This is a genomic window from Micromonospora sediminimaris (assembly GCF_016863575.1).
Taxonomy (GTDB): domain Bacteria; phylum Actinomycetota; class Actinomycetes; order Mycobacteriales; family Micromonosporaceae; genus Micromonospora; species Micromonospora sediminimaris.
On sequence record NZ_BOPD01000037.1, the window covers coordinates 19,704 to 39,669 of the forward strand.

Sequence of the window (19,966 nt, forward strand, 5' to 3'; positions counted from 1 at the left end):
TTATCCGCCGATCGTGGTGCGCAGCGTGAGCCGAGCCCACTGCGCGAAGGTGGTTGTCGGTACGCCCAAGGCGGCGGCCAACTCGGGGCGTGCCGGTGCGGGGTGTGCGCTCATGAATCGCTGTCCCTGGAAGAACGCCGCCAACGGACCCTCGTCCCGAATGTCCTGCCCGCTGCCGGGTAGCTCGATGGTCGTCCCGAGAACTTGGGACAGTTCTTCGGCGATCTCGCGGAAGCTGCGTACGTCACCGGCTAGTTCGAGTTCAACGCCGTGAAACCGCTCGGGTTGTGCGAACGCCGCGGCGGCGGCGGTGCCGATGTCGCGCACCGCGACGAACGGCAGCCGGACGTCGGGGTCGACGGCGACCTGGAGACGGTCCGAGGTCAGGTCGGCGAAGTAGACCGACGGCCGGACGAAGCTTTCCATGAAGGTGGCCGGCCTCAGGATTGTCCATCCGGGGAAGCCGGCCCCCCGCACGAGTTCCTCGACTGCGGCCTTGCTGCGGTAGTAATGCCGCGTGAACGCACCGTAACGGTCCTCGTCGAAGCGCTCGTCGTCGACAGCGGCCACGCCCGCGACCGAGGTGTGGACGACGTGTGCGACGCCCGCCGCACGAGCGGCCCTGACGAGGTTCTCACCGCGCCGAATCTCGGCGTCACCCGTGCCGCCGGTGAGGTCGATCGTCTGCACCGAGAACACCCCATGCACGTCGGCGACGGCCGACCCGAGCGACGTGATGTCGTCGAGGTCGCCGGGTACGAGCACCGCTCCGAGATCAGCCAGGGCGGTGGCGCGCTCGGCGGCGGGGTCCCGCACCAGGGCGCGTACCGGGACGCCAGCGGCGAGCAGGGTGCGGGTCACCGCGCCGCCCTGGTTGCCGGTAGCTCCGGTCACCAGGACGGAAAGGGGTAGTGATGTGGACACGTAAGCCTCCTGGAAAAATGGGGTAGCACCCCGATTGGCCTGGGCTACGATACGGGGTGCCACACCGTTTCCGGCAGTGGGAAGTGCCACCGATGACCGAAGCCCACACCCGCCCACAGCGATCCGACTGGCAGCGCAACCACATGCGGCTCGTCGCGGTGGCCGCCGCCCTGGTCGCCCAGGACGGGGCGCAGGTCTCCCTTGAGAAGATCGCCCGCGAGGCCGGTGTGGGCTCCGCCACACTGCACCGGCACTTCCCCTCTCGGCACACGATGCTCGAGGAGGTCTTCCAGGACAGCACCGCGCACCTTCGCCGACGCGCCGCCGAACTGGCCGGCGAAGACCCCCACGCGGCGCTGCTCACGTGGTTGGAAGAACTGATGGTCGCCGCAGCGAGCACCCGCGGGTTGGCGGCCGCACTCGACGCGGCGGACAGCGCTGCCCCTTACAGCCAGACCTGCCACTCGGTGGTCCGCGAGGCGACAGCGGACCTGCTGGGCCGCGCGCATCACCTGGCCACCGTCCGACCTGATGTTTCGCCGGACGACCTGATTGCGCTGGTTCAGGCGATCGCCCAGGCCACCGAAGGCGATCCACCCAGGGCCGTCCGCCTGCTCCGCCTGGCCCTCGACGGCGTCCGGCCGCGATAGCGAACCCACCGAGACGGTGAGCTGCTCGGTCACGCGACACGAACGCCGCCGAGGTCAGGCGATCGACCCTCAGCCGATGGCGCAGGTGGCGCCGTTGAGCGTGAACGTGGTGGGCTTCGGGTTGCTGCCGGTGTGGGTGCCGTTGAAACCGATGCCTACCGACGCGCCCGGTGCCAGGTTGCCGTTGTACGACATGTTCGTGGCGGTCACCGCCGCACCGGTCTGGGCGTAGGTGGCCGACCAGCCCTGGCCGACCCGCTGTCCGGCGTCCGGGAAGCTGAACGCCAGCGTCCAGCCGTTGATCGCGGTCGTACCGGTGTTGGTGATGGTGATGTTCGCGGTGAAACCGCTGCTCCAGTCGTTGCTGCCGTAGGTGACCCGGCAGGGCGACGTGGGCAGCGGCGCCGAGGTGCTCACCATCACCGTCTGCGAGGGCGGCGAGGCATTGCCTGCGGCGTCGATCGCGACCACGTAGAACGGGGTCGTGCTGTCAGGAGTCAAGCCGGTCAGCCGATAGGTCGGCTCGGTGACCGTGTCGATCAGGGTGTCGACCAGGTACGAACGGTAGATCCGGTACCCGACGACGCCCACGTTGTCGGTCGACGGAGCCCAGGTCAGCGTCGCACCGGTCGAGGTGACGGCGGAGACCGTGGGCGTGCCCGGCGCGGTCGGTGGGACGGTGTCCCCCGTGTCCACGGCGGGAGTCGTCACGCTCAGCGATGGCGACGAGAAGGACGTGTTGCCGGCCCTGTCCCGGGCCACCACGCTGAACTCGTACGTCCGGGCCGGCAGCACGTCGATCGTCAGCGAGTTGGTGCTGGCGTTGCTCAACGTGATCGCGTCGCTGCCGATCTGGCGGGTGCTGACAAGGTAGACGTCGATCCCGCTGCCGGAGTCGGTGGACGGCTCCCAGGTAAGACTCACCGCTCGGGAGCTGACCGAGGTGGCCACCGGGGTGCCGGGGGTGGTCGGCCGGGTGGTGTCGGGGGCGTCCGGCGCGGGCTCCGAGCCCCACACCACCTCGCCTCCGGAATAGAGCGGCACGTTGCGGTTCGGCCCGGCGGTGGCCTGGTACGACGGATCGTTCGCCGGGTTCCAGGTGCCACCCTCGGGCACACCGACCTTGAACTGCACCTCCATCCGGTGCTGCGACTGGCCGGCCGGCGCGATCGTGTGCCCGGTGCAGTCGACCTCGACGTACCAGAGGTCGCCGCTGGCCTGGCGGGCGGTGGTCGGTGCCGGGCAGCCCTGGGTGTAGCTGGAGGTCACCTGCACCGGGCCGGTGCCGTCGGGCCGGAAGTAGTAGCGGAACTTCGCGTCGGTCAGTGCCCGGGCCGGGAAGGCCGACTTGTTGTAGATGATCGCCTTGATGCCGGTGGCTCGCGTCTCGTTCTGCATGACCGTGGTCTCCACGGTCAGTTCGTCGATGTCGGGCTGCTCGGGGACCGGGAAGTTGGCCAGCGGGGTGCCGCCGTACTCCTGGGAGAGCCGGGCCAGCGCGGAGGTGAAGCCGGCGTTGTAGTCGGTGGCGACCTCGTTCATCACGTAGTCGGACCGGTTGTCGGTGTACGCGTCGTTCGGCGAGGACGGCCCGCCGACAAGCGCGCCGTAGAGGGTGTGCCGGGTCTCGGTGGGCACCGTCTGGCTGTCCCACCAGGAGCCGTGCGCGGTGCGGTGGTGGGGGTTCTTCGGCGGGTTGGCGCCGAAGCCGATCACGTAGCTGGAGTTGCGCGGGTTGTCGCCGAGCGCGTAGTTGATCTGCCGGACGGCGAAGTCGTGGTAGCGCGCCTTGCGGGTCGCGTCGGTGGTCTTGTCGCTGTAGACCAGCGCGGCGAACGCGGTGTTGGCCGCGTAGCGCAGCGCGCCCCACGAGTCGAGCACCGCCATCCCGCCGGGCGAGTACCGGACCCGCTCGCCGTTGACGCCGACGGTCCAGAAGTCCAGCCACCGGTTGGCGTCGTCGATGTACTTCTGCTTGCCGGTCAGGTTGGCCAGCAGCACGTACGCCCCGAACTGCTTGTTGTCCCAGGCCACGGTCCATTTGTACGAGCGGGTGGTGGTCTGCGGCTCGGTGCCGAGCTTGTCGTACTCGCTCTCGGCCTTGGCCAGGTACGCGGCGTCGCCGGTGGCCCGGTACAGCCAGATCGCACCCCAGACGAGTTCGTCCTGGTAGCCGCTCCAGGACCGGTAGAAGCTTGTCGCGTCGGTGATGCACTCGTGGTAGTTCTTCCGCACCGTGTCGGCGAAGGTGTAGAGCTGCCGGGCGTGGGTCAGCAGCTTGTCGGCGTACGCGGCGTCGGTGGGTCGGAACACCATGGACGAGGCGGCCATCGCGGCGGCGGTCTCCCCCGCCAGGTCCGCGCCGCCACAACTCGCGTCGATCTTGTACGCGGGCCGCGCCATCGGCATCACCTCGGCCGGCCCCCACCACTTGTGGTCGTCGTCGCCGTTGCCCACCTGTCCGTACAGGACGTTCGGCGACGGGTGCGCCTTGACGAAGTAGTCGTTGACGTAGCGCAGGTTGTTCAGCAGGTGGGTGAGCTGGCCGGACGCCGCGTACCCGGCCCGGTACTCAACCGCGCCCCAGGCCAGCATGGTGGTGCTGAACGCCATCGGAAAGCCGAACTTCACATGGTCACCGGCGTCGTACCAGCCGCCGGTGAGGTCGAGTCCGACGTCCGAGCCGTCGCGGAGCGCCGAGTCGCCGCGCCACGAGACGCGGTTCCAGTCGGGCAGTTCCCCGGACTGCTGCGCCTCGTAGAACAGCAGGGACTTCTGTAGCGCCTCGGCGTAGTTGAAGGCCGGGGCCGCGGCGGCGGCACCGGCACCGTCGGTCGGCGCGGCGGCGGCACCGGTCGCGGGTACGCCGAGCGCGAGCGCGAGGCCGGCGGCGAGTGCGGTGACGGCGGCCAGCATCCGGCGGGGCCAGGGCTGGTCGGGGCGGTGACGCAGCCAGGGCTGGTTCGGCAGAGGTCGGTCGGCGTGGACGCGGCCCGACCGTGGGGGTAGATGCATGCGACTACTCCTGTCGATGCGTGCCCGACGGCATCGACCGGACGCGTGCCCGCGTCGGGGTGGACGGCTGCCGGCGGTGGTGGTGGCGGCGAGGTGGCTCCAACAGGACCGGGAGCGCTCCCATGGATAGTTGACAATGTAATCCGGGCACCGTCGGTTGGGAAGCCCGCCCGGCGATGCCGCTGGGCGTCGGAGGGCCGTCTGGCGTTACACCGACACGCGCGCCGACAGCCCCGGAGACACCCTCGCGGGCACATCGCGACTTCAGGTCTGCCCAGGTCAGACCGTTCGCCCGAGATCAGAACCGGCCATCCGGATGCGAGCATGTGCCGTCATCCCGCTGAGATCCGGAGGAATTCTCATGCCACAGCGTCGGCACGTGGCGCGTGCGGCCGTTTCCGGCGTCGCCGCCACGGCCCTCCTCGCCCTCGCCGCCCCGGCCTGGGCGAGCAGCACAGTTCCGCTTCACTCGGCCCACCAGGGTTCCACTGCGGCCGACTTCCAGCAACAGTGCGCGGACACCAGGTTCGCCGATCGCCCCACCGACCACGACGGCTGGCACTTCGTCCTGCCCGGCGGTCCGTCCGCAGGCGGTTTCGAGAGCCTGACACTCACCTTCGACAACGGCTCCGGCACGGTCGACGTCACCGTGCCCGACGCCGCCGACGCCTACCCCGACGCGCTCTACCCCGCTGGGCAGAACGAGTCCCGACTTATCCACGCCTATCTGTTCACCCCGGCCGGGTGGACGCTGGTGGACGGCAGCGCCACGATCAGCGGCCAGGGTGACCGCTTCAACCTCAGCCACACCTGCGCCGGCCAGCCGACCCCGGAGTCACCGACGCCCACGCCCACCACTTCGGAGTCGCCCACCCCGACGCCGACCGTCCCCGAGTCGCCGGTCCCGTCGGACACGCCGTCGGCCAGCCCGTCGAACGGCACCGGCGGTGGCGGCGGTGACGACGACGGCAGCCTGCCGGTCACCGGCGCGGCGGCGACGACCATGGCTCTGGTCGGCGTCGGCCTGATCGGTGGCGGTGTCGCCCTGGTCGCGCTGCGACGTCGGCGTGACGGGATCACCTTCACCAGCTGACAGCACCATCCCAGAACGGCCGCCGGCACCCTCCGGCGGCCGTTCTCGTCATTGGGTACGAGTGGACGCCTCCCAGGCCGATGCCACCGCCAGGTAGCCGCGATCGTACTCACCAGTAACAAAGGGGGAATGTTCACATCATCGACGTTTAGCAATACGCCTGGGGCAAATCGGCAGGTGAGGGGCGTCGGCCACGGGACAGGGCGGGCCCTCCACTGAGGAGCGCCAAGCCTCGGGTGTCCTGCGATACGGACCGTACTGTTGCCGTCGCGCTGGGCGGCACGCGACAGTACGCGGCACCTGGCGGCGCCCCTCGATGGCCGCTCCCCGCCCACCTGAGGAGATCGCGATGGCTCTACGGCTCGCCGACGGAACCTCCTGGCCGGACACCCTCGCCCGGGCGGTGGCCGCCACCGGTGAGGCGTTCGACCGCCCAGCCGACGGCACCACCACGTTGCGGAACCTGGTCGGCGGCGGCTGGCGTACCGGCGGCACGCCCACGCCGACGCGTACCCCGGTCGACAACAGTGTGCTTGTCAACCTGCCGCGACTGGACGCGGCGACCGCCCACGACGCGGTCGCGCACGCCGCCGCGGCCCACGCCAGCTGGGCCGAGATCCCGCTGGCCGAACGCAGGTCGCGGGTCACCGACGCCCTGGACGCCCTCACCGACCAACGCGACCTGCTGGCCCTGCTGCTGGTCTGGGAGATCGGCAAGCCGTGGCGCCTGGCCTGCGCCGACGTGGACCGCGCACTCGACGGGGTGCGCTGGTACGTCGACGAGATCGATCGGATGCTCGCCGGCGGTCGCGCCCCGCTGCCCGGCCCGGTCAGCAACATCGCCTCCTGGAACTACCCGATGAGCGTGCTGGTGCACGCCGAACTGGTGCAGCTGCTCGCCGGCAACGCGGTCATCGCCAAGACACCGTCCCAGGGCGGCGCGGTCTGTCTCACCGTGGCGCACGCACTGATGCACCGCGCCGGGCTGCCCGCCACCCTGCTCTCCGGCAGCGGCGAGGCGTTGTCCGAGGTACTGGTCCGGGCACCGGAGATCGGCGCGGTGGCGTTCGTGGGTGGCCGCTCCAACGGGGGCAAGGTGGCCGCCGCGCTGCTCGACTCGAACAAACGCCACTTCATCGAGCAGGAGGGCCTCAACGCCTGGGGCATCTGGGACTTCTCCCAGTGGGATCTGCTCGCGGCTCACCTCAAGAAGGGCTTCGAGTACGGCAAACAGCGCTGCACCGCGTACCCCCGGTTCGTGGTCCAGCGGGACCTGGTCGACGAGTTCCTCGACATGTACCTGCCGGTGGTCCGCTCGGTCCGGTTCGGGCACCCGCTCGCGGTCGTCGAGACCTGGCAGGCCGGAGACCCGTTGCCGGAGCTGGACTTCGGCCCGCTGATCAGCGCCGCCAAGGCCGACGAGCTGCACCGCAAGGTCGACGAGGCGGTACGGGGCGGCGCCGTCCCGTTGTACCGGGGCAAACTCGACGGGGCGCCGTTCCTGCCCGGGCAGGACACCTCGGCGTACGTCGCGCCGTCGGTGCTGCTCGCCCCACCCGGCCGGTCCCGGCTCATGCACGCCGAGCCGTTCGGTCCGGTCGACACCATCGTCGTGGTGGACACCACCGACGAGTTGCTGGCCCAGATGAACGCCTCAAACGGCGCACTGGTGGCCTCCCTCGCCTGCGACGACACCGACGAGGCGGCGAAGCTGGCAGTCGACCTGCAAGCCTTCAAGGTGGGCATCAACCGGCCCCGCTCCCGGGGTGACCGGCAGGAGCCGTTCGGCGGCCGGGGCGCTTCCTGGAAGGGTGCCTTCGTCGGTGGGGATCTGCTGGTCCAAGCCGTCACCGTGGGCGCCGACGATCGCCTCTACGGCAACTTCCAGGACCGCACCGCCCTACCTCCGAGCATCTGACCGCAGCCGGTCAGGAGGCACGCGGTGGGCAGGACCCCCGCACCGGGAATCCTGCCCACCTCACCGGCCTCCGCACCGGAGGTCGGTCGTCTGGGCCGTCAGCCGGCGCTCTTCGCTGTCGCCGGCACCTCGGCGGCCAACGGCACGGTCATGGTCAGCAGTGCGCCGTCCCGCTGGACGGTGCTCGGCCGGGACAACCGGCGCAGCGTACGCAGCATCGGCGCGTTGTCCGCCTGGACGTGCAGCACCATCGCCGCGTAGCCGGCCGACTCGGCCTGCCGGGTCAACCGACGCAGCAACGTCGAGCCCAGCCCACGGCGCTGCCAGTCGTCGCGTACCAACAGCGCCACCTCGGCCTCGTCGCCCTCGGCGAGCAGGTTCGCCATCGCGACGACCGACTCCGCCGCCCCGCCGGAGCCGGTCGTCGCGGCGACCAGGGTCAGCCCACGGGCCGGCTCCAGGAGCCGACGCAGTCGGGCCGGGGAGGGAAGTACCGCTCCGCCGAGGTAACGGCGCTGCCGGCTGCGCACCGAGCAGGCCTGGTGCAACTCGACCACGGCCGTCAGGTCCTCCGCGACGGCGGGGCGTACGGTCAGCTCGGCGCCGTCGGGCAGGACCACGGTGACCTGTTCGGTGCTGCGCCGGGCGGCGGTGGCCCCCAGTTCGAGCAGCGCCTGGGCTCGGGCGTACTCGGCCGGGGTGAAACTCGGCGCGACCCGGCGCAGGGTGTACGACCCGCCGTTCGGGTCGGCCAGCAGCATCGTCATCCCGTCGATCCCGGGCCGGGCCAGGGCCGGCGCGGCCCGCCAGGTCACCTCGTCGGCGCCGAGCAGGGCCCGTAGCACCTCACCTGTCGCGTCCGGGTCGTGCACCAGCCGGGTCGCCAGCCCGAGCACCCGGGTCGGCTGATCGGCCAGGCCACGCGCCTCGCTGCGCGCCACCCAGCAGTCCCGCCCCCGGCCCCGCTCGACCGCGGCGAGCAGTCCCGCCTCGTCGAGGGTGTCCGGCGCGTCGACGAGGAAATCATCGACGGCACCCTGCTCGGTGGTGTGCACCTGCACGGTGAGGATGTTGACTCCACGCAACGCGAGGCTCGCCGTGAGCACCGACAGGTAACCCGGTCGGTCGTCCACGGTGGCTCGGATCCGCCACAGCGTCATCGTTGCCTCCCTTCGCCTGCCACCCTCGTCCGCGGCTGTTGCCGGTCGGTTGCCTCACCGTGTCCAGCCGCGATCGGCCCTGCGGTCTGCGTCACAACGGCTCAGGGTTTGGCGCTGACCGGCGGAGCGCCGACCAGGTCGAGCCGGTCACCGAGGATCACGGCGCAGGCCCGGACCAACTGGGCGAGCCGATCCACCTCGGTGGAGTGGAAGGCGGCCGGCGTTAGGGTCTCGCTGTGCTCGCGGGACACCACCAGCACCAGCCCGGCCCGACCGAACGGTGCGACCGCGAAATGGCCGCCGTCGGGCGCGGTCATCGACCGGGCGCGCAGCGGGGTCACCTCCGGCAGCATGGGCGGCACCGGGGTACGCCAACTGGCGTGCCCGACCGTCGCACCGCCCCCTCCGGTACGCGATGCCCAGTCCACCGGCACCATCGCGGCGACGGACCAGTCGGCGGCGAGCAGCCCGGGCACCGCGTCGACAAGGGTCGCCAGTCCGTCGGCCGGGTTGGCGGCGACCTGGGCCAGCAGTTCGGCGTCCTGGCCGGTGGTGGTGGGCGCGCCGATCGCCCGCCAGACCCCGTCCACCCGTACGCCGGGGATCGCCGCCAGGCCGGCCAGCAGGCGCTCCACCCGCGCGACGCCCGGCCACACCACCGTGAAGTCGTCGACCGCCCGCCCGCCGAGGCGTTCCAGCACGACCACCTGGACGATGTCCGCCCCGGACACGCCGAGGGTGCGCGCGACCTGACCGAGCGTGCCAGGACGGTCCGGCAGGGTGACCCGAACGCGCAGCAACATCTCAAACCCCTCCGCTCGGCGGGCCGGCACAGTGGCCGGCAGGCTGGTGTCAGCCTGACAGTTGACCATTTCGTCCCTGTTGCGGCGGCATGTCCCGAGGGTCAAACCTGACCTTGACAAGCCGCCGGAGCTGCCATGGACTGTCCGGATGACCGAACCGACCGCCGGCTCGCCCGCCGGTCTGGATCTGGACCGGCTCGGCGACCACCTGGCGGCGCACCGCCCCGATCTGGCCGCCGGCCCGTTACGGGCCGAGCTGATCGCCGGTGGCCGGTCGAACCTGACCTACCTGGTGCACGCCGGCGATCGGGAAATGGTGCTGCGTCGACCCCCGCTCGGGCACGTGCTGGCCACCGCGCACGACATGACCCGGGAGTTCCGGGTCATCTCGGCGCTCGCCCCGACCGACGTCCCGGTGCCCGGCGCCCTGCTGCTCTGTCCCGAGCCGGAGGTGCTGGGGGCGCCGTTCTACCTGATGGAGCGGGTGCCGGGCGAGGTGTTCCGGAGCCGTTCCCGCACCGACCGGCTCACCGGCGAGCAGCGACACGGGCTGGCCATGACGATGATGGACACCCTGGCAGCGCTGCACACGGTGGAGCCGGCGGCGGTCGGGCTGGCCGACTTCGGCCGCCCGGAAGGGTTCCTGGCCCGGCAGGTCCGCCGCTGGTCGGGGCAGCTCGATCGCTCCCGCAGCCGGCCGCTGCCCGGCATCGACGAGCTACGCGACCGGCTCGCCGCCACCGCGCCGGACGGAGCCAACGCCGGCCGGATCGTGCACGGGGACTTCCGGCTGGACAACCTGCTCGCCACCGTCGACCCGGTGACGGTGACGGCGGTGCTGGACTGGGAGATGGCCACCCTGGGCGACCCGCTGGCCGACCTGGGGCTGTTGCTGACGTACTGGGAGGTGCTCGGCGGCAGTGCGGCCTCCGACGGAAACCCCGTCGCCGACGGTCTCGGCCCGCGTGCCGGCTTCCCCGGCGGCGCCGAGCTGATCGCCCGGTACGCCGGCCGCAGCGACGTCGACGTCGGCCCGCTGCACTGGCACATCGCGCTGGGCTGCTTCAAACTCGCCGTCATCTGCGAGGGCATCCACTACCGGCACACCCTCGGCCAGACCCTCGGCGAGGGCTTCGACACCATCGGGGGCCTCGTTGCCCCGCTTGTCGCACACGGACTGACCGCGGTGAGGGAGACCTGATGGACTTCGCGTACGACGCCCGGACCGAGCAGCTGCGCACGGAGCTGACCGATTTCCTGGAGCGGCACGTGTACCCGGCCGAGCCGGTGCACGCCGCCCAGGTGGCCGCCGCCGGTGATCCGTGGGCCCGGCCGCCGGTGCTGGCCGAGCTGAAGGCCGAGGCGCGCCGACGCGGCCTGTGGAACCTCTTCCTGCCCGATCCGCGCCACGGTGCCGGGCTGACCAATCTCCAGTACGCTCCGCTGGCCGAACTGACCGGCCGCAGCCCGCACCTCGCTGCGGAGGCGCTCAACTGCGCCGCACCGGACACCGGCAACATGGAGCTGCTCGCCGAGTTCGGCTCCCCCGCCCAGCAGGAACGCTGGCTCACGCCGCTGCTGGCGGGCGAGATCCGCTCCGCGTTCTGCATGACCGAGCCCGACGTGGCCTCCTCCGACGCGACGAACATCGCCACGTCGATCCGCCGCGACGGCGACCACTACGTCGTCGACGGCCGCAAGTGGTGGTCCTCCGGCGCGATGGACCCGGCCTGCGAGATCCTCATCGTGATGGGCAAGACCGACCCGGACGCCGACCGGCACCGCCAGCAGAGCATGATCCTGGTCCCCCGCGACACTCCCGGGGTCACCGTCCGCCGGGGGATGCGGGTCTTCGGCTACAGCGACGCCTCGCACGGCGGGCACGCCGAGATCGACTTCGACAGCGTACGGGTGCCGGCGGAGAACCTGGTCGGTGCCGAGGGCACCGGCTTCGCCATCGCCCAGGCCCGGCTCGGCCCCGGCCGGATCCACCACTGCATGCGCCTGATCGGGATGGCCGAGCGGGCGTTGGAACTGCTCTGCCGTCGGGCCGTCGAGCGGGTCGCCTTCGGTCGCCCGCTCGCCGAGCAGGGCGTGGTACGCGAGTGGATCGCCGAGGCCCGGGTCCGCATCGAACAGGCCCGGCTGCTGGTGCTCAAGACGGCCTGGCTGATGGACACCGTCGGCAACAAGGGCGCACACACCGAGATCCAGGCCATCAAGATCGCCACACCGGCGATGGCCGAGTGGGTCATCGACAAGGCCATCCAGGCGTACGGCGCGGCCGGGGTCAGCCAGGACACTCCCCTCGCCGCGCTCTGGGCCCAGGCCCGCACGCTGCGCCTCGCCGACGGTCCCGACGAGGTGCACCGCAACAGCCTCGCCAAACGCGAGCTTCGCCGCTGGACCGCCCCCGCCTGAACACCACCGCCCACCCGGCTGATCAGACCCGCATCCGACAAGCCCTCCGGCGTGACTTTCCGTGGTCTTCACCGCTCCCCCAGACCCGGTGTACCCCACCTTTGCTCTGCTTCAACCGACGCAACAGTTACTTTCAGCAACCGCGCCGAGCCGGTGACTCGATCCCACCTTCGCATTACCGCAGTTCAGGCGCTAGTGCGTGGGTTGAAGCAGAGCAAAGCGTGCGAGGTGGCACTGAGGGCCGCCGGGGAGAAGTGACACAGCGTCAGAACTGCGGAGAGTTATCGGGGGCCGGGTAAGCGCCGGCCCGCGTACGACCCGCCGCCAGCACCCGCCCGGGGTGGCGCGTGGTTCAGGCGGAGGCGCGCTCGACGAACTGGGTGTCCAGGACGACGTGTGGAGTGGCAAGCTCGTCGCCGCGGATCCGGTCGACCAGCAGCCGCGCCATCTGCCGGCCCATCTCCTCCACCGGCTGGAACACCGACGTCAGTGGCGGGTTGGCCTGCCGGGCGATCGGTTCGTCGCCGAAACCGACCACGGCCACGTCCTGCGGCACCCGACGGCCGGCCTCCCGCAGCGTCCGCATGGCACCGAAGGCCATCAGGTCGGCGGCCACGAAGACGGCGTCCAGGTCGGGGCAGCGCTCCAGCAACCCCCGCATGGCCGTCGCGCCGCTCTCCTCGCTGAAGTCGCCGTACGCGATCAGGTCGGGGTTGACGCCGAACCCGGCGGTGCGGACCGCATCCCGATAGCCGGACAACCGGGCCAGGCCGGCGCCCATGTCCTGCGGGCCGGCGATGGTGGCGATGCGCCGCCGTCCCCGACCGGCGAGGTACTCGACCGCCTGGCGTGCCCCACCGGCGTTGTTGACGTCGACGAACGAGGCGGGCTGCGCCTCGGGGTGCAGCATCCGCGCGGGCCGCCCGCCGAGCACGGTGGGCAGGCCACGCTCCTCCAGCAGGGTGGGCAGCGGATCGTCGTCGTGCAGCGACAGCAGCAGTACGCCGTCGATGTGCTGGTTGGTCAGGTGGTGCTCGACCCGCTCCCGCTCCAGCGGCGACTGGGCCATGGCCAGCCAGAGCTGCAACGGCGTCTCCAGCAGGGCGGAGCTGATCCCCCGGACGATGCCGGCGAAGAACGGCTCGGCGAAGATCCGCTCACCGGACTCGCTGACCACCAGGGCAACCGAGTCGGTCCGCTGGGTGACCAGCGCCCGAGCCGCGCGGTTGGGTACGTACCCCAGTTCGGCAATGGCCTGTTGCACGGCGGCCCGGGCCTCCGGACTCACCTGCGGGGAGCCGTTGACCACCCGGGAGACCGTGCCGCGGCCCACCCCGGCGCGGGCGGCAACCGCGTCGAGCGTCGGCCGCCCGAGCGACCGGGTGCGCTGCGTTGTCATCGTCTGCTCCTCCGACGTCAGGCGGCCCCGGCACCTTCACCAGCGCTGGTGCCGGGCCGCCCGTTACTGGCTGGCCATCGCCCTATTGTGCGGCCAGACCGTTGCGTCGGATCACCTCCGCGTACCACCTGGCACTGGACTTGGGGATGCGGGTCTGCTTGTCGTAGTCGACGTAGATCATGCCGAACCGCTTCGTGTAGCCCCAGGCCCACTCGAAATTATCCATCAGCGACCAGGCGAAGTATCCCCGCAGGGGGACGCCCGCGCTGATCGCCTCGTGGGAGGCGCGCAGGTGGGCGTCGAAATAGGCCAGCCGGTCGACGTCGTCGACCTGACCCTCGACTACCTCGTCGACGAAGGCCGAGCCGTTCTCGGTCACGTAGAGCGGAAGGTCCGTGTACTCTTCGTGAACCCGGCGCAGCGTCTCCACCAGCCCGGGAGCGTCGATCTCCCAGTTCATGTCGGTCACCGGGACCCCCCGGGTTACGAACCGGACGTCCTCGCTGCCCGGCCAGCAGGCCTGGTCCCGCCAGTATGCCTCCGGCTGCTCGCCGGGGATCGGCGCGGCCACCACGTGCCGGCTGTAGTAGTTGACGCCCACCACGTCCAGCGGGGTGGAGATGGTGGCCAGGTCACCGTCGTGAACGTGGCTGAAGTCGGTGACCTTCGCCAGGTCGGCCACCAGGTCGTCCGGGTAGGCGCCGCGCAGGATCGGGTCGAGGAAGAACCGGTTGGCCAGCGCGTCGATCCGCCGGGCCGCGTCGACGTCGCCCGGCGAGTCGCTGGCCGGGGTGACCGGGTACAGGTTGACGGTCACCCCGAGCTGCGCCTGCGGCACCGCCGTACGCAGCGCCTGCACGGCGAGCCCGTGGCCGAGCATCAGGTGATGTCCGGCACGGACCGCGTCGGCCCCGTCGGAGCGGCCCGGGGCGTGCACCCCGGAGCCGTACCCGAGGAAGGCCGAGCACCAGGGCTCGTTGAGCGTGGTCCAGTACTTCACCCGGTCGCCCAGCGCGTCCGCCACCAACAGCGAGTAGTCGGCGAACCGGGCGGCGGTGTCCCGGGCCGGCCAGCCACCGGCGTCCTCCAACTCCTGCGGCAGATCCCAGTGGTAGAGGGTGAGCCAGGGCTCGATCCCGTTGGCCAGCAGCTCGTCGACCAGCCGCTGGTAGAAGTCGAGCCCTTCGGCGTTCGCCGGACCCGACCCGCCCGGCTGCACCCGGGGCCAGGACACCGAGAACCGGTACGACTTCAGCCCGAGCTCGGCCATCAGCCGGACGTCGTCGCTGAGCCGGTGGTAGTGGTCGCAGGCGACGTCGCCGGTGTGCCCGGCGACCGTCCGACCCTCGGTGTGGCTGAAGGTGTCCCAGATCGACGCGGTCCGACCGCCTTCGTTCGCCGCGCCCTCGATCTGGTACGCGGCGGTCGCCGCGCCCCAGAGGAAGCCGGGCGGGAAGGTAAGTGGCGGACGCTCGTCGAGGACGCCGACGGCGGGCGGGGTGGCGGGGTTGCTCACGACTTGACTGCACCTTCCATGATCCCGCCGATGATCTGGCGGCCGAAGAGAAGAAAGACGAGCACCAGCGGGATGGTGCCGACCGCCGTGGCGGCGAAGACCTGGGAATAGTCCGTGTAGTAGGCGTACGAGAGGAAGGAGAGCGAGACCTGCAGGGTCGGGTTCTCCGGGGTGAGGATCGCGTACGGCCAGAGGAAGGAGTTCCAGGTCTCCATGAAGGTGAGCAGACCGAGCACGCCGGCCGCTGGGCGCAGCGCGGGCAGCACGATGTTCCAGTAGATCCGGAAGGTGCTGGCACCGTCGACGCGGCCGGCCTCGATCAGCTCGTCGGAGATCGCCTGGCTGGCGTACTGCCGCATCATGAAGACGCCGAAGGCGCTGACCAGGAACGGCACGGTCACCGCGTAGAGGGTGTCGTACCACCCCAGCGACTGCATCATGCTCCAGAGCGGGATGAGGCCCATCTGGGTCGGGATCATCATGGTGACGATGATCGCCAGCAGCAGCACGTTGCGACCGCGGAAGCGCAGCTTCGCGAAGGCGAAGCCGGCCAGGGAGCCGGTGAGCACCACCGACACGGTGACCACCGACGAGACGATGATCGAGTTCATCAGGCCCTTGAGGAAGTTGGCCGCGTCGTTGTCGAGCACCCGCCCGAAGTTGTCACCGAACGCGCCGGCCGGGGTCATCGGCGGCGGCACGTCGTTGATGGACTCCAGGCTCCGGGTGCCGATCACGATCATGTAGTAGAAGGGGTAGATCGACAGCAACGCCGCCAGGACGAGCGCCATGTAGGTCAGTGGACTGGTGCGCCACAGGCGCTTTGAAGCCGAGATCATCGATCTCTCCTCACTTGGCCGCGCGGCGGACGAGTATGAAGTTGATCAGCGACACGAGGACGATGATCATGAAGATCGCCCAGGCGACCGCGGCTCCGTAACCTGCGGTACTCAGGTTGTAGATGCCCTTCTCGTACATGTACATCGCCAGCGTCTGGAACTCCCGCTGGTTGCCGCCGATGATGCTGCCGTTGGCGAAGAGCAGCGGCTCGGTGAACAGCTGCATGCCGCCGATCGTGGAGAGGATGACCACGAAGATGAAGGTGGGCTTGAGCATCGGCAGGGTGATCTGCCAGAACTGCCGCCACGGGCTGGCCCCGTCGATCGCGGCCGCCTCGTACAGATCCTTCGGGATGGCCTGCATGCCGGCGAGCAGGATCAGGGTGTTGTAGCCGGTCCACCGCCAGTTGACCATCGTGGCGATCGCGGTCCAGGAACTCCACTCCTGCGCACGCCAGTCGATCTGGTCCACCCCGATGAGGCCGAGCAGCCAGTTGAACAGGCCGAAGTCGCGCTGGAACAGCATGCCGAAGACGATCGCGACGGCGGCCACCGAAACCACGTTCGGCACGAAGATGGCCATCCGGAAGAAGGTCTTGGCGCGCAGCAGGGTCTGATTGAGCAGATTCGCCAGGAACAGCGCCATCAGCAGCTGCGGGATGGTCGACAGGGCGAAGATGCCGAACGTGTTGACCAGCGCGTTCCAGAAGTATTCGTCGGAGAACAACTCGGTGTAGTTGTCCAGCCCGATGAACGTGTGCTCGCCGACCATGTCCCAGTCGTGCAGCGACATCCAGGCGGTGCGCAGCATCGGGTACAGCCCGAAGGCTCCGAAGATCAGGAAGAACGGCGCGATGTAGAGGTACGGGGAGTACTTGAGATCCAGGCGGTTGAAGAGATAGCCCCGGCGGCGCCGGGCGGGGACATCGGGGGGTGGTGCTGCTGGCGACGGCGGTGCCGTCGTGGCCGACAGGCTCATGACGACACTCCGCTGCGCTCCGTGCCGCCACGAGGCACCACGGCACTGAGGTGATGATTCGCTCGCTTACGCTCGCTCATTCGAGTTTCCTTTTCCAGCGAGGCCCGGGGGCCCTCACGCAGGATGCTGCGCGGTGGGGACCGACCGGTGGCGTCCGGGTAGTCCCGAACGCCACCGGAAGGGAATCACTCAGAAGACGCCCTGGGTCTGCGCGTCCTTAGTGAACTGCTCCCAGGCCGCATCCTTGCTGGCCTGCCCGTTCTCGAACGCCCGCATCGCCGGCTCGAACGCGTTCTCCTTGACCGCCTGGTGCTTCGGGCCCAGGTGGATCGGCTGGATCTGGGCGACGCTCTCGCCGAAGATCTTGCCGGTCGGCGCGTTGCTGAAGTACTCGTTGGTGTAGCTGAGGAAGGCCTCGTTCTTCAGCGCCTCCAGGTTGGTGGGCAGCGGGCCCTTGGCCTTGAAGGCCTCCACCTGGCTGGTGGCGTTGGTCAGGAACTCGGCGAGCTTCGCCGCCTCCTCCGGGTACTTGCTCTGCTCCGGCACGGCCAGCCACGAGCCGCCCCAGTTACCGCCGCCGCCCGGCACGGCCGCCACGTCCCACTTGCCCTTGTTCTCCTCGCCGGAGTTGTCCGCGACGATGCCGAGCATCCAGGACGGGCAGAAGGTGGCCGCGAAGGTGCCCTGCTTGAAGCCGCCGGACCACTCGGGCGACCAGGTGGACGCCTTGGCGGAGATGTCCACCATCGAGGTGGCGGTGTCCCAGGCAGACTTCACCGCGGGGCTGGAGTCCGCGATGATGTTGTTCTCCTTGTCGTAGAACAGGTCGCTGCCCTGCTGGAACAGCACGCCGTTGGAGACGGCGGTGATCGAGTCGACGAACGCCTTGCCGGTGGCCTGCTTGTACTTCTGGCCAGCCTGGTGGAAGCCGTTCCAGTCCGGCCAGAGCGCCGAGACCGCCTCCCGATCGGTGGGCAGGCCGGCGGCCTCGAAGAGGTCCTTGCGGTAGCAGACCGCGAGGCTGCCGACGTCGGTCGGCAGGCCGATCAGCCGACCGTCCGGTGCCTTGCCCAGCTCCCACTTCCAGGGCAGGTAGTCGTCGGTGATCTCGGACGACACCAGCGGAGTCAGGTCGGCCCAGTTGCGCGGGTTGGCCTTGAACTCGTTGAGGATGCCCTCTTCCAGGGCGGTCACGTCGGCCGCGCCCTTGCCGGTGGCGAGGTAACGGACCAGCTTCGGCCGGTACTCGCCGAGCTGTGCGGTCTTGCGCAGCTCGATCTTGATGCCGGTCTGCTGCTCGTACTGCTTGACGAGCTCGTCGTAGCCGAACTCGCCGAAGGTGTCGACGACCAGCTTCGCGGGCTTCTCGCCCTCGGCCGGCGTGTCGTCGTCATTGCCGCAAGCCGCGAGACCGCCGATAGCGGTGATCGCGGCCAGGGCGGCTGCCGCCATGCGGGAACGCCGCGTGGTGAGGCTCATCCTGACCCCTCTTTCGATGGTGAGGCTGCATTTGTCTGTGGTGGGGGGTGCCGCAGCGCCTGCCGACACCGGCTGCGTCAGCCGGGGTCGGCGCCCAAGGGCGCGCCATGTGATCCACGCCTCTTGGGAACGCTCCCATGAGATTGCCGGCAGGTGTCGGGAGTGTCAATAGTCCAGTGGGAGCGATCCCAGATCGTTACCACGCAGCTCGTTTGACCCGGCAAACAATCGGGAAACGCAGCTGGGTTGCGATCCGGAAGCGGTGTTCAGCAGAGACGACGCAGCAGGGTGTCCACCCGACCGGCGTCGAAGGCCGCCGGGTCGAAGCCGGCACCCACCCAGTCCCGCATCGTCTGGTGCTCCGGATGGCCCGGCTCGACCAACGCGGCGAGCAGCACCAGGTAGCCCTGCGGTCCGCCGACGTCCTCCGGTGGGCAGGCCCGCTCCCCGTCGAGGCAGCGCGGATAGCGCTCGTCCGCCTCGGCCGTCAGGGCGTCCTCCACCAGCAGGTCGTGCTCCCACCAGTCGCCGAAGTCGTACGTGTAGTGGAACCGGCTGCCCTTGCCGACCACCGCGTCCAACCGGACGTCCAACTCGTCGTGCAGGGCCAGCTCGCCGTCGGGGTCGGGTTCGCCGTACTGCACGCCGTCGATCTCGAACGAGTGCAGGTGACAGTCGCGCCAGCCCATCGCGTGCTGCACCACCCGGTGCAGCCGGTCCAGGGTGTAACCGCCGGGTACCAGCACCCGGCGCCAGATCACCGGACGAACCCCGGACAGGGACATCCTCAGCTGGAAGATCTGACGCGGCATGGGTGTCCCATCCTCCCTCGGCATAGGCTGCGAGCATGATCTGCCGAGCGTGCCGGGCGCGGCGGCACGACGACTGCCCGGGCCGGAACTGGTGCGACTGCCAGCACCGTACCCCCCGACCGACCCCTCCCGTCACCGGTCCGGCCGGCGAATGAACGACGGAGCGCCGATTTCCGTCCTCTGGCCGGACCCGTCACCCGAGCCGGTGGACGACGACACGCTCATCGCCCGGTACGGCCGCGCCGACCGGCCACACCTGCGGATGAACTTCGTGACCAGCGTCGACGGCGCGGTAAGTCTCGACGGCTACTCGGCCGGGCTGTCCGGCGCACCCGACAAGCGGGTCTTCGGGCTGCTCCGGATGCTCTGCGACGCGCTGCTGGTGGCCGCCGGCACGCTGCGCCACGAGGGTTACCGGGCGATCCGGCTCGACGAGCGACGCCGGGCCTGGCGACGTGCGCACGGGCTGACCGAGTATCCGACCCTGGTCGTGGTCTCCGGCACCCTCGACCTCGATCCGGCCCAGGCCGCCTTCGCCGACGCGCCCGTGCGCCCGGTGGTGCTGACTCGCCGCGACGCGACAGCACCTCCCGGCCTGACCGCCGTGGCCGACCTGGTACGCCTCGGTGACGACCGGGTCGACCTGGTCGCCGGCCTGGCCGAACTGCGCCGTCGCGGGCTCGGTCAACTGCTCTGCGAGGGCGGTCCGCACCTGTTCGGCGCCCTCACCGCCGCCGACCTGGTCGACGAGGTGTGCCTCTCGATCGCACCGCTGCTCGCCGGGGCCGGGCCCGGCCGGATCACCGCCGGTGACCCGAGTCCCGCCCGGCACCTGCCGCTGCGGCACGTCCTTCGCGCCGACGACGGCACCCTGCTGCTCCGCCACGCCCGGCACTGACCGGCCGCTCCGCCACCACCGCTGCGGCCGCCGCCACGAGTTGTCGAAAAGACCGCGAAA

16 protein-coding genes are annotated in these 19,966 nt (G+C 70.3%); 6 read left to right on the plus strand and 10 right to left on the minus strand.

All coding sequences use genetic code 11. The features are described 5' to 3' along the window. Positions 1 to 924 carry an NmrA family NAD(P)-binding protein gene (locus tag Vse01_RS24890; RefSeq protein ID WP_093402882.1) on the minus strand — a complete coding sequence of 308 codons (924 nt, stop codon included), beginning with the start codon at positions 922 to 924 and terminating at the stop codon, positions 1 to 3. 92 nt (positions 925 to 1,016) lie between these two features. Between Vse01_RS24890 and Vse01_RS24895 the strand changes: the two genes are divergently transcribed. After that, positions 1,017 to 1,574: a TetR/AcrR family transcriptional regulator gene (locus Vse01_RS24895; protein ID WP_093402881.1), complete on the plus strand. Its 558-nt coding sequence runs from the start codon at positions 1,017 to 1,019 to the stop codon at positions 1,572 to 1,574. 69 nt (positions 1,575 to 1,643) lie between these two features. Here Vse01_RS24895 and Vse01_RS24900 read toward each other — a convergent pair whose 3' ends face one another. Beyond that, complete coding sequence (locus Vse01_RS24900) at positions 1,644 to 4,589, minus strand: glycoside hydrolase family 9 protein (RefSeq protein ID WP_373870717.1); 2,946 nt, start codon at positions 4,587 to 4,589, stop codon at positions 1,644 to 1,646. A gap of 361 nt (positions 4,590 to 4,950) precedes the next feature. Here Vse01_RS24900 and Vse01_RS24905 point away from each other — a divergent pair, with 361 nt between their 5' ends. Together Vse01_RS24905 and Vse01_RS24910 are read left to right on the plus strand one after the other, a co-directional pair. After that, complete coding sequence (locus Vse01_RS24905) at positions 4,951 to 5,682, plus strand: LPXTG cell wall anchor domain-containing protein (RefSeq protein ID WP_093402879.1); 732 nt, start codon at positions 4,951 to 4,953, stop codon at positions 5,680 to 5,682. A gap of 349 nt (positions 5,683 to 6,031) precedes the next feature. Continuing rightward, positions 6,032 to 7,600 (plus strand): aldehyde dehydrogenase family protein, encoded by a 1,569-nt coding sequence (locus Vse01_RS24910; protein WP_093402878.1) that lies wholly within the window; start codon positions 6,032 to 6,034, stop codon positions 7,598 to 7,600. A 98-nt stretch (positions 7,601 to 7,698) separates the two neighbouring features. Here Vse01_RS24910 and Vse01_RS24915 read toward each other — a convergent pair whose 3' ends face one another. Next, on the minus strand, positions 7,699 to 8,760 hold the full coding sequence (locus tag Vse01_RS24915) for a GNAT family N-acetyltransferase (RefSeq protein WP_093402877.1): 1,062 nt from the start codon (positions 8,758 to 8,760) through the stop codon (positions 7,699 to 7,701). A gap of 101 nt (positions 8,761 to 8,861) precedes the next feature. Continuing rightward, a complete protein-coding gene (locus tag Vse01_RS24920; protein WP_093403185.1) occupies positions 8,862 to 9,563 on the minus strand; it encodes an ACT domain-containing protein in 702 nt (233 codons plus the stop codon). Positions 9,564 to 9,711: 148 nt separating this feature from the next. Here Vse01_RS24920 and Vse01_RS24925 point away from each other — a divergent pair, with 148 nt between their 5' ends. Continuing rightward, on the plus strand, positions 9,712 to 10,764 hold the full coding sequence (locus tag Vse01_RS24925) for a phosphotransferase family protein (protein WP_093402876.1): 1,053 nt from the start codon (positions 9,712 to 9,714) through the stop codon (positions 10,762 to 10,764). Further along, positions 10,764 to 11,984 (plus strand): acyl-CoA dehydrogenase family protein, encoded by a 1,221-nt coding sequence (locus tag Vse01_RS24930; RefSeq protein WP_093402875.1) that lies wholly within the window; start codon positions 10,764 to 10,766, stop codon positions 11,982 to 11,984. The genes Vse01_RS24925 and Vse01_RS24930 overlap by 1 nt, the downstream gene beginning before the upstream one ends. 352 nt (positions 11,985 to 12,336) lie before the next feature. On the opposite strand, the gene Vse01_RS24935 is transcribed toward Vse01_RS24930, so the two are convergent. The 6 genes from Vse01_RS24935 to Vse01_RS24960 all read right to left on the minus strand — a co-directional run bounded on the left by Vse01_RS24935 (position 12,337) and on the right by Vse01_RS24960 (position 19,008). Beyond that, positions 12,337 to 13,383 carry a LacI family DNA-binding transcriptional regulator gene (locus Vse01_RS24935; protein ID WP_093402874.1) on the minus strand — a complete coding sequence of 349 codons (1,047 nt, stop codon included), beginning with the start codon at positions 13,381 to 13,383 and terminating at the stop codon, positions 12,337 to 12,339. Positions 13,384 to 13,465: 82 nt separating this feature from the next. Beyond that, a complete protein-coding gene (locus tag Vse01_RS24940) occupies positions 13,466 to 14,899 on the minus strand; it encodes a GH1 family beta-glucosidase (protein ID WP_093402873.1) in 1,434 nt (477 codons plus the stop codon). Continuing rightward, positions 14,896 to 15,738, minus strand: a complete 843-nt coding sequence (locus tag Vse01_RS24945; RefSeq protein ID WP_093402872.1) for a carbohydrate ABC transporter permease — start codon at positions 15,736 to 15,738, stop codon at positions 14,896 to 14,898. The genes Vse01_RS24940 and Vse01_RS24945 overlap by 4 nt, the downstream gene beginning before the upstream one ends. A 10-nt stretch (positions 15,739 to 15,748) precedes the next feature. After that, entirely contained in the window at positions 15,749 to 16,717 is a 969-nt protein-coding gene (locus Vse01_RS24950; protein ID WP_093402871.1) for a carbohydrate ABC transporter permease, read from the minus strand. 189 nt (positions 16,718 to 16,906) lie between these two features. Beyond that, entirely contained in the window at positions 16,907 to 18,196 is a 1,290-nt protein-coding gene (locus Vse01_RS24955) for an ABC transporter substrate-binding protein (protein ID WP_093402870.1), read from the minus strand. A 266-nt stretch (positions 18,197 to 18,462) separates the two neighbouring features. Next, on the minus strand, positions 18,463 to 19,008 hold the full coding sequence (locus Vse01_RS24960) for a plasmid pRiA4b ORF-3 family protein (RefSeq protein WP_093402869.1): 546 nt from the start codon (positions 19,006 to 19,008) through the stop codon (positions 18,463 to 18,465). 151 nt (positions 19,009 to 19,159) lie between these two features. Here Vse01_RS24960 and Vse01_RS24965 point away from each other — a divergent pair, with 151 nt between their 5' ends. Then, positions 19,160 to 19,906, plus strand: a complete 747-nt coding sequence (locus Vse01_RS24965) for a pyrimidine reductase family protein (RefSeq protein WP_093402868.1) — start codon at positions 19,160 to 19,162, stop codon at positions 19,904 to 19,906. Positions 19,907 to 19,966: the final 60 nt, after the last annotated feature.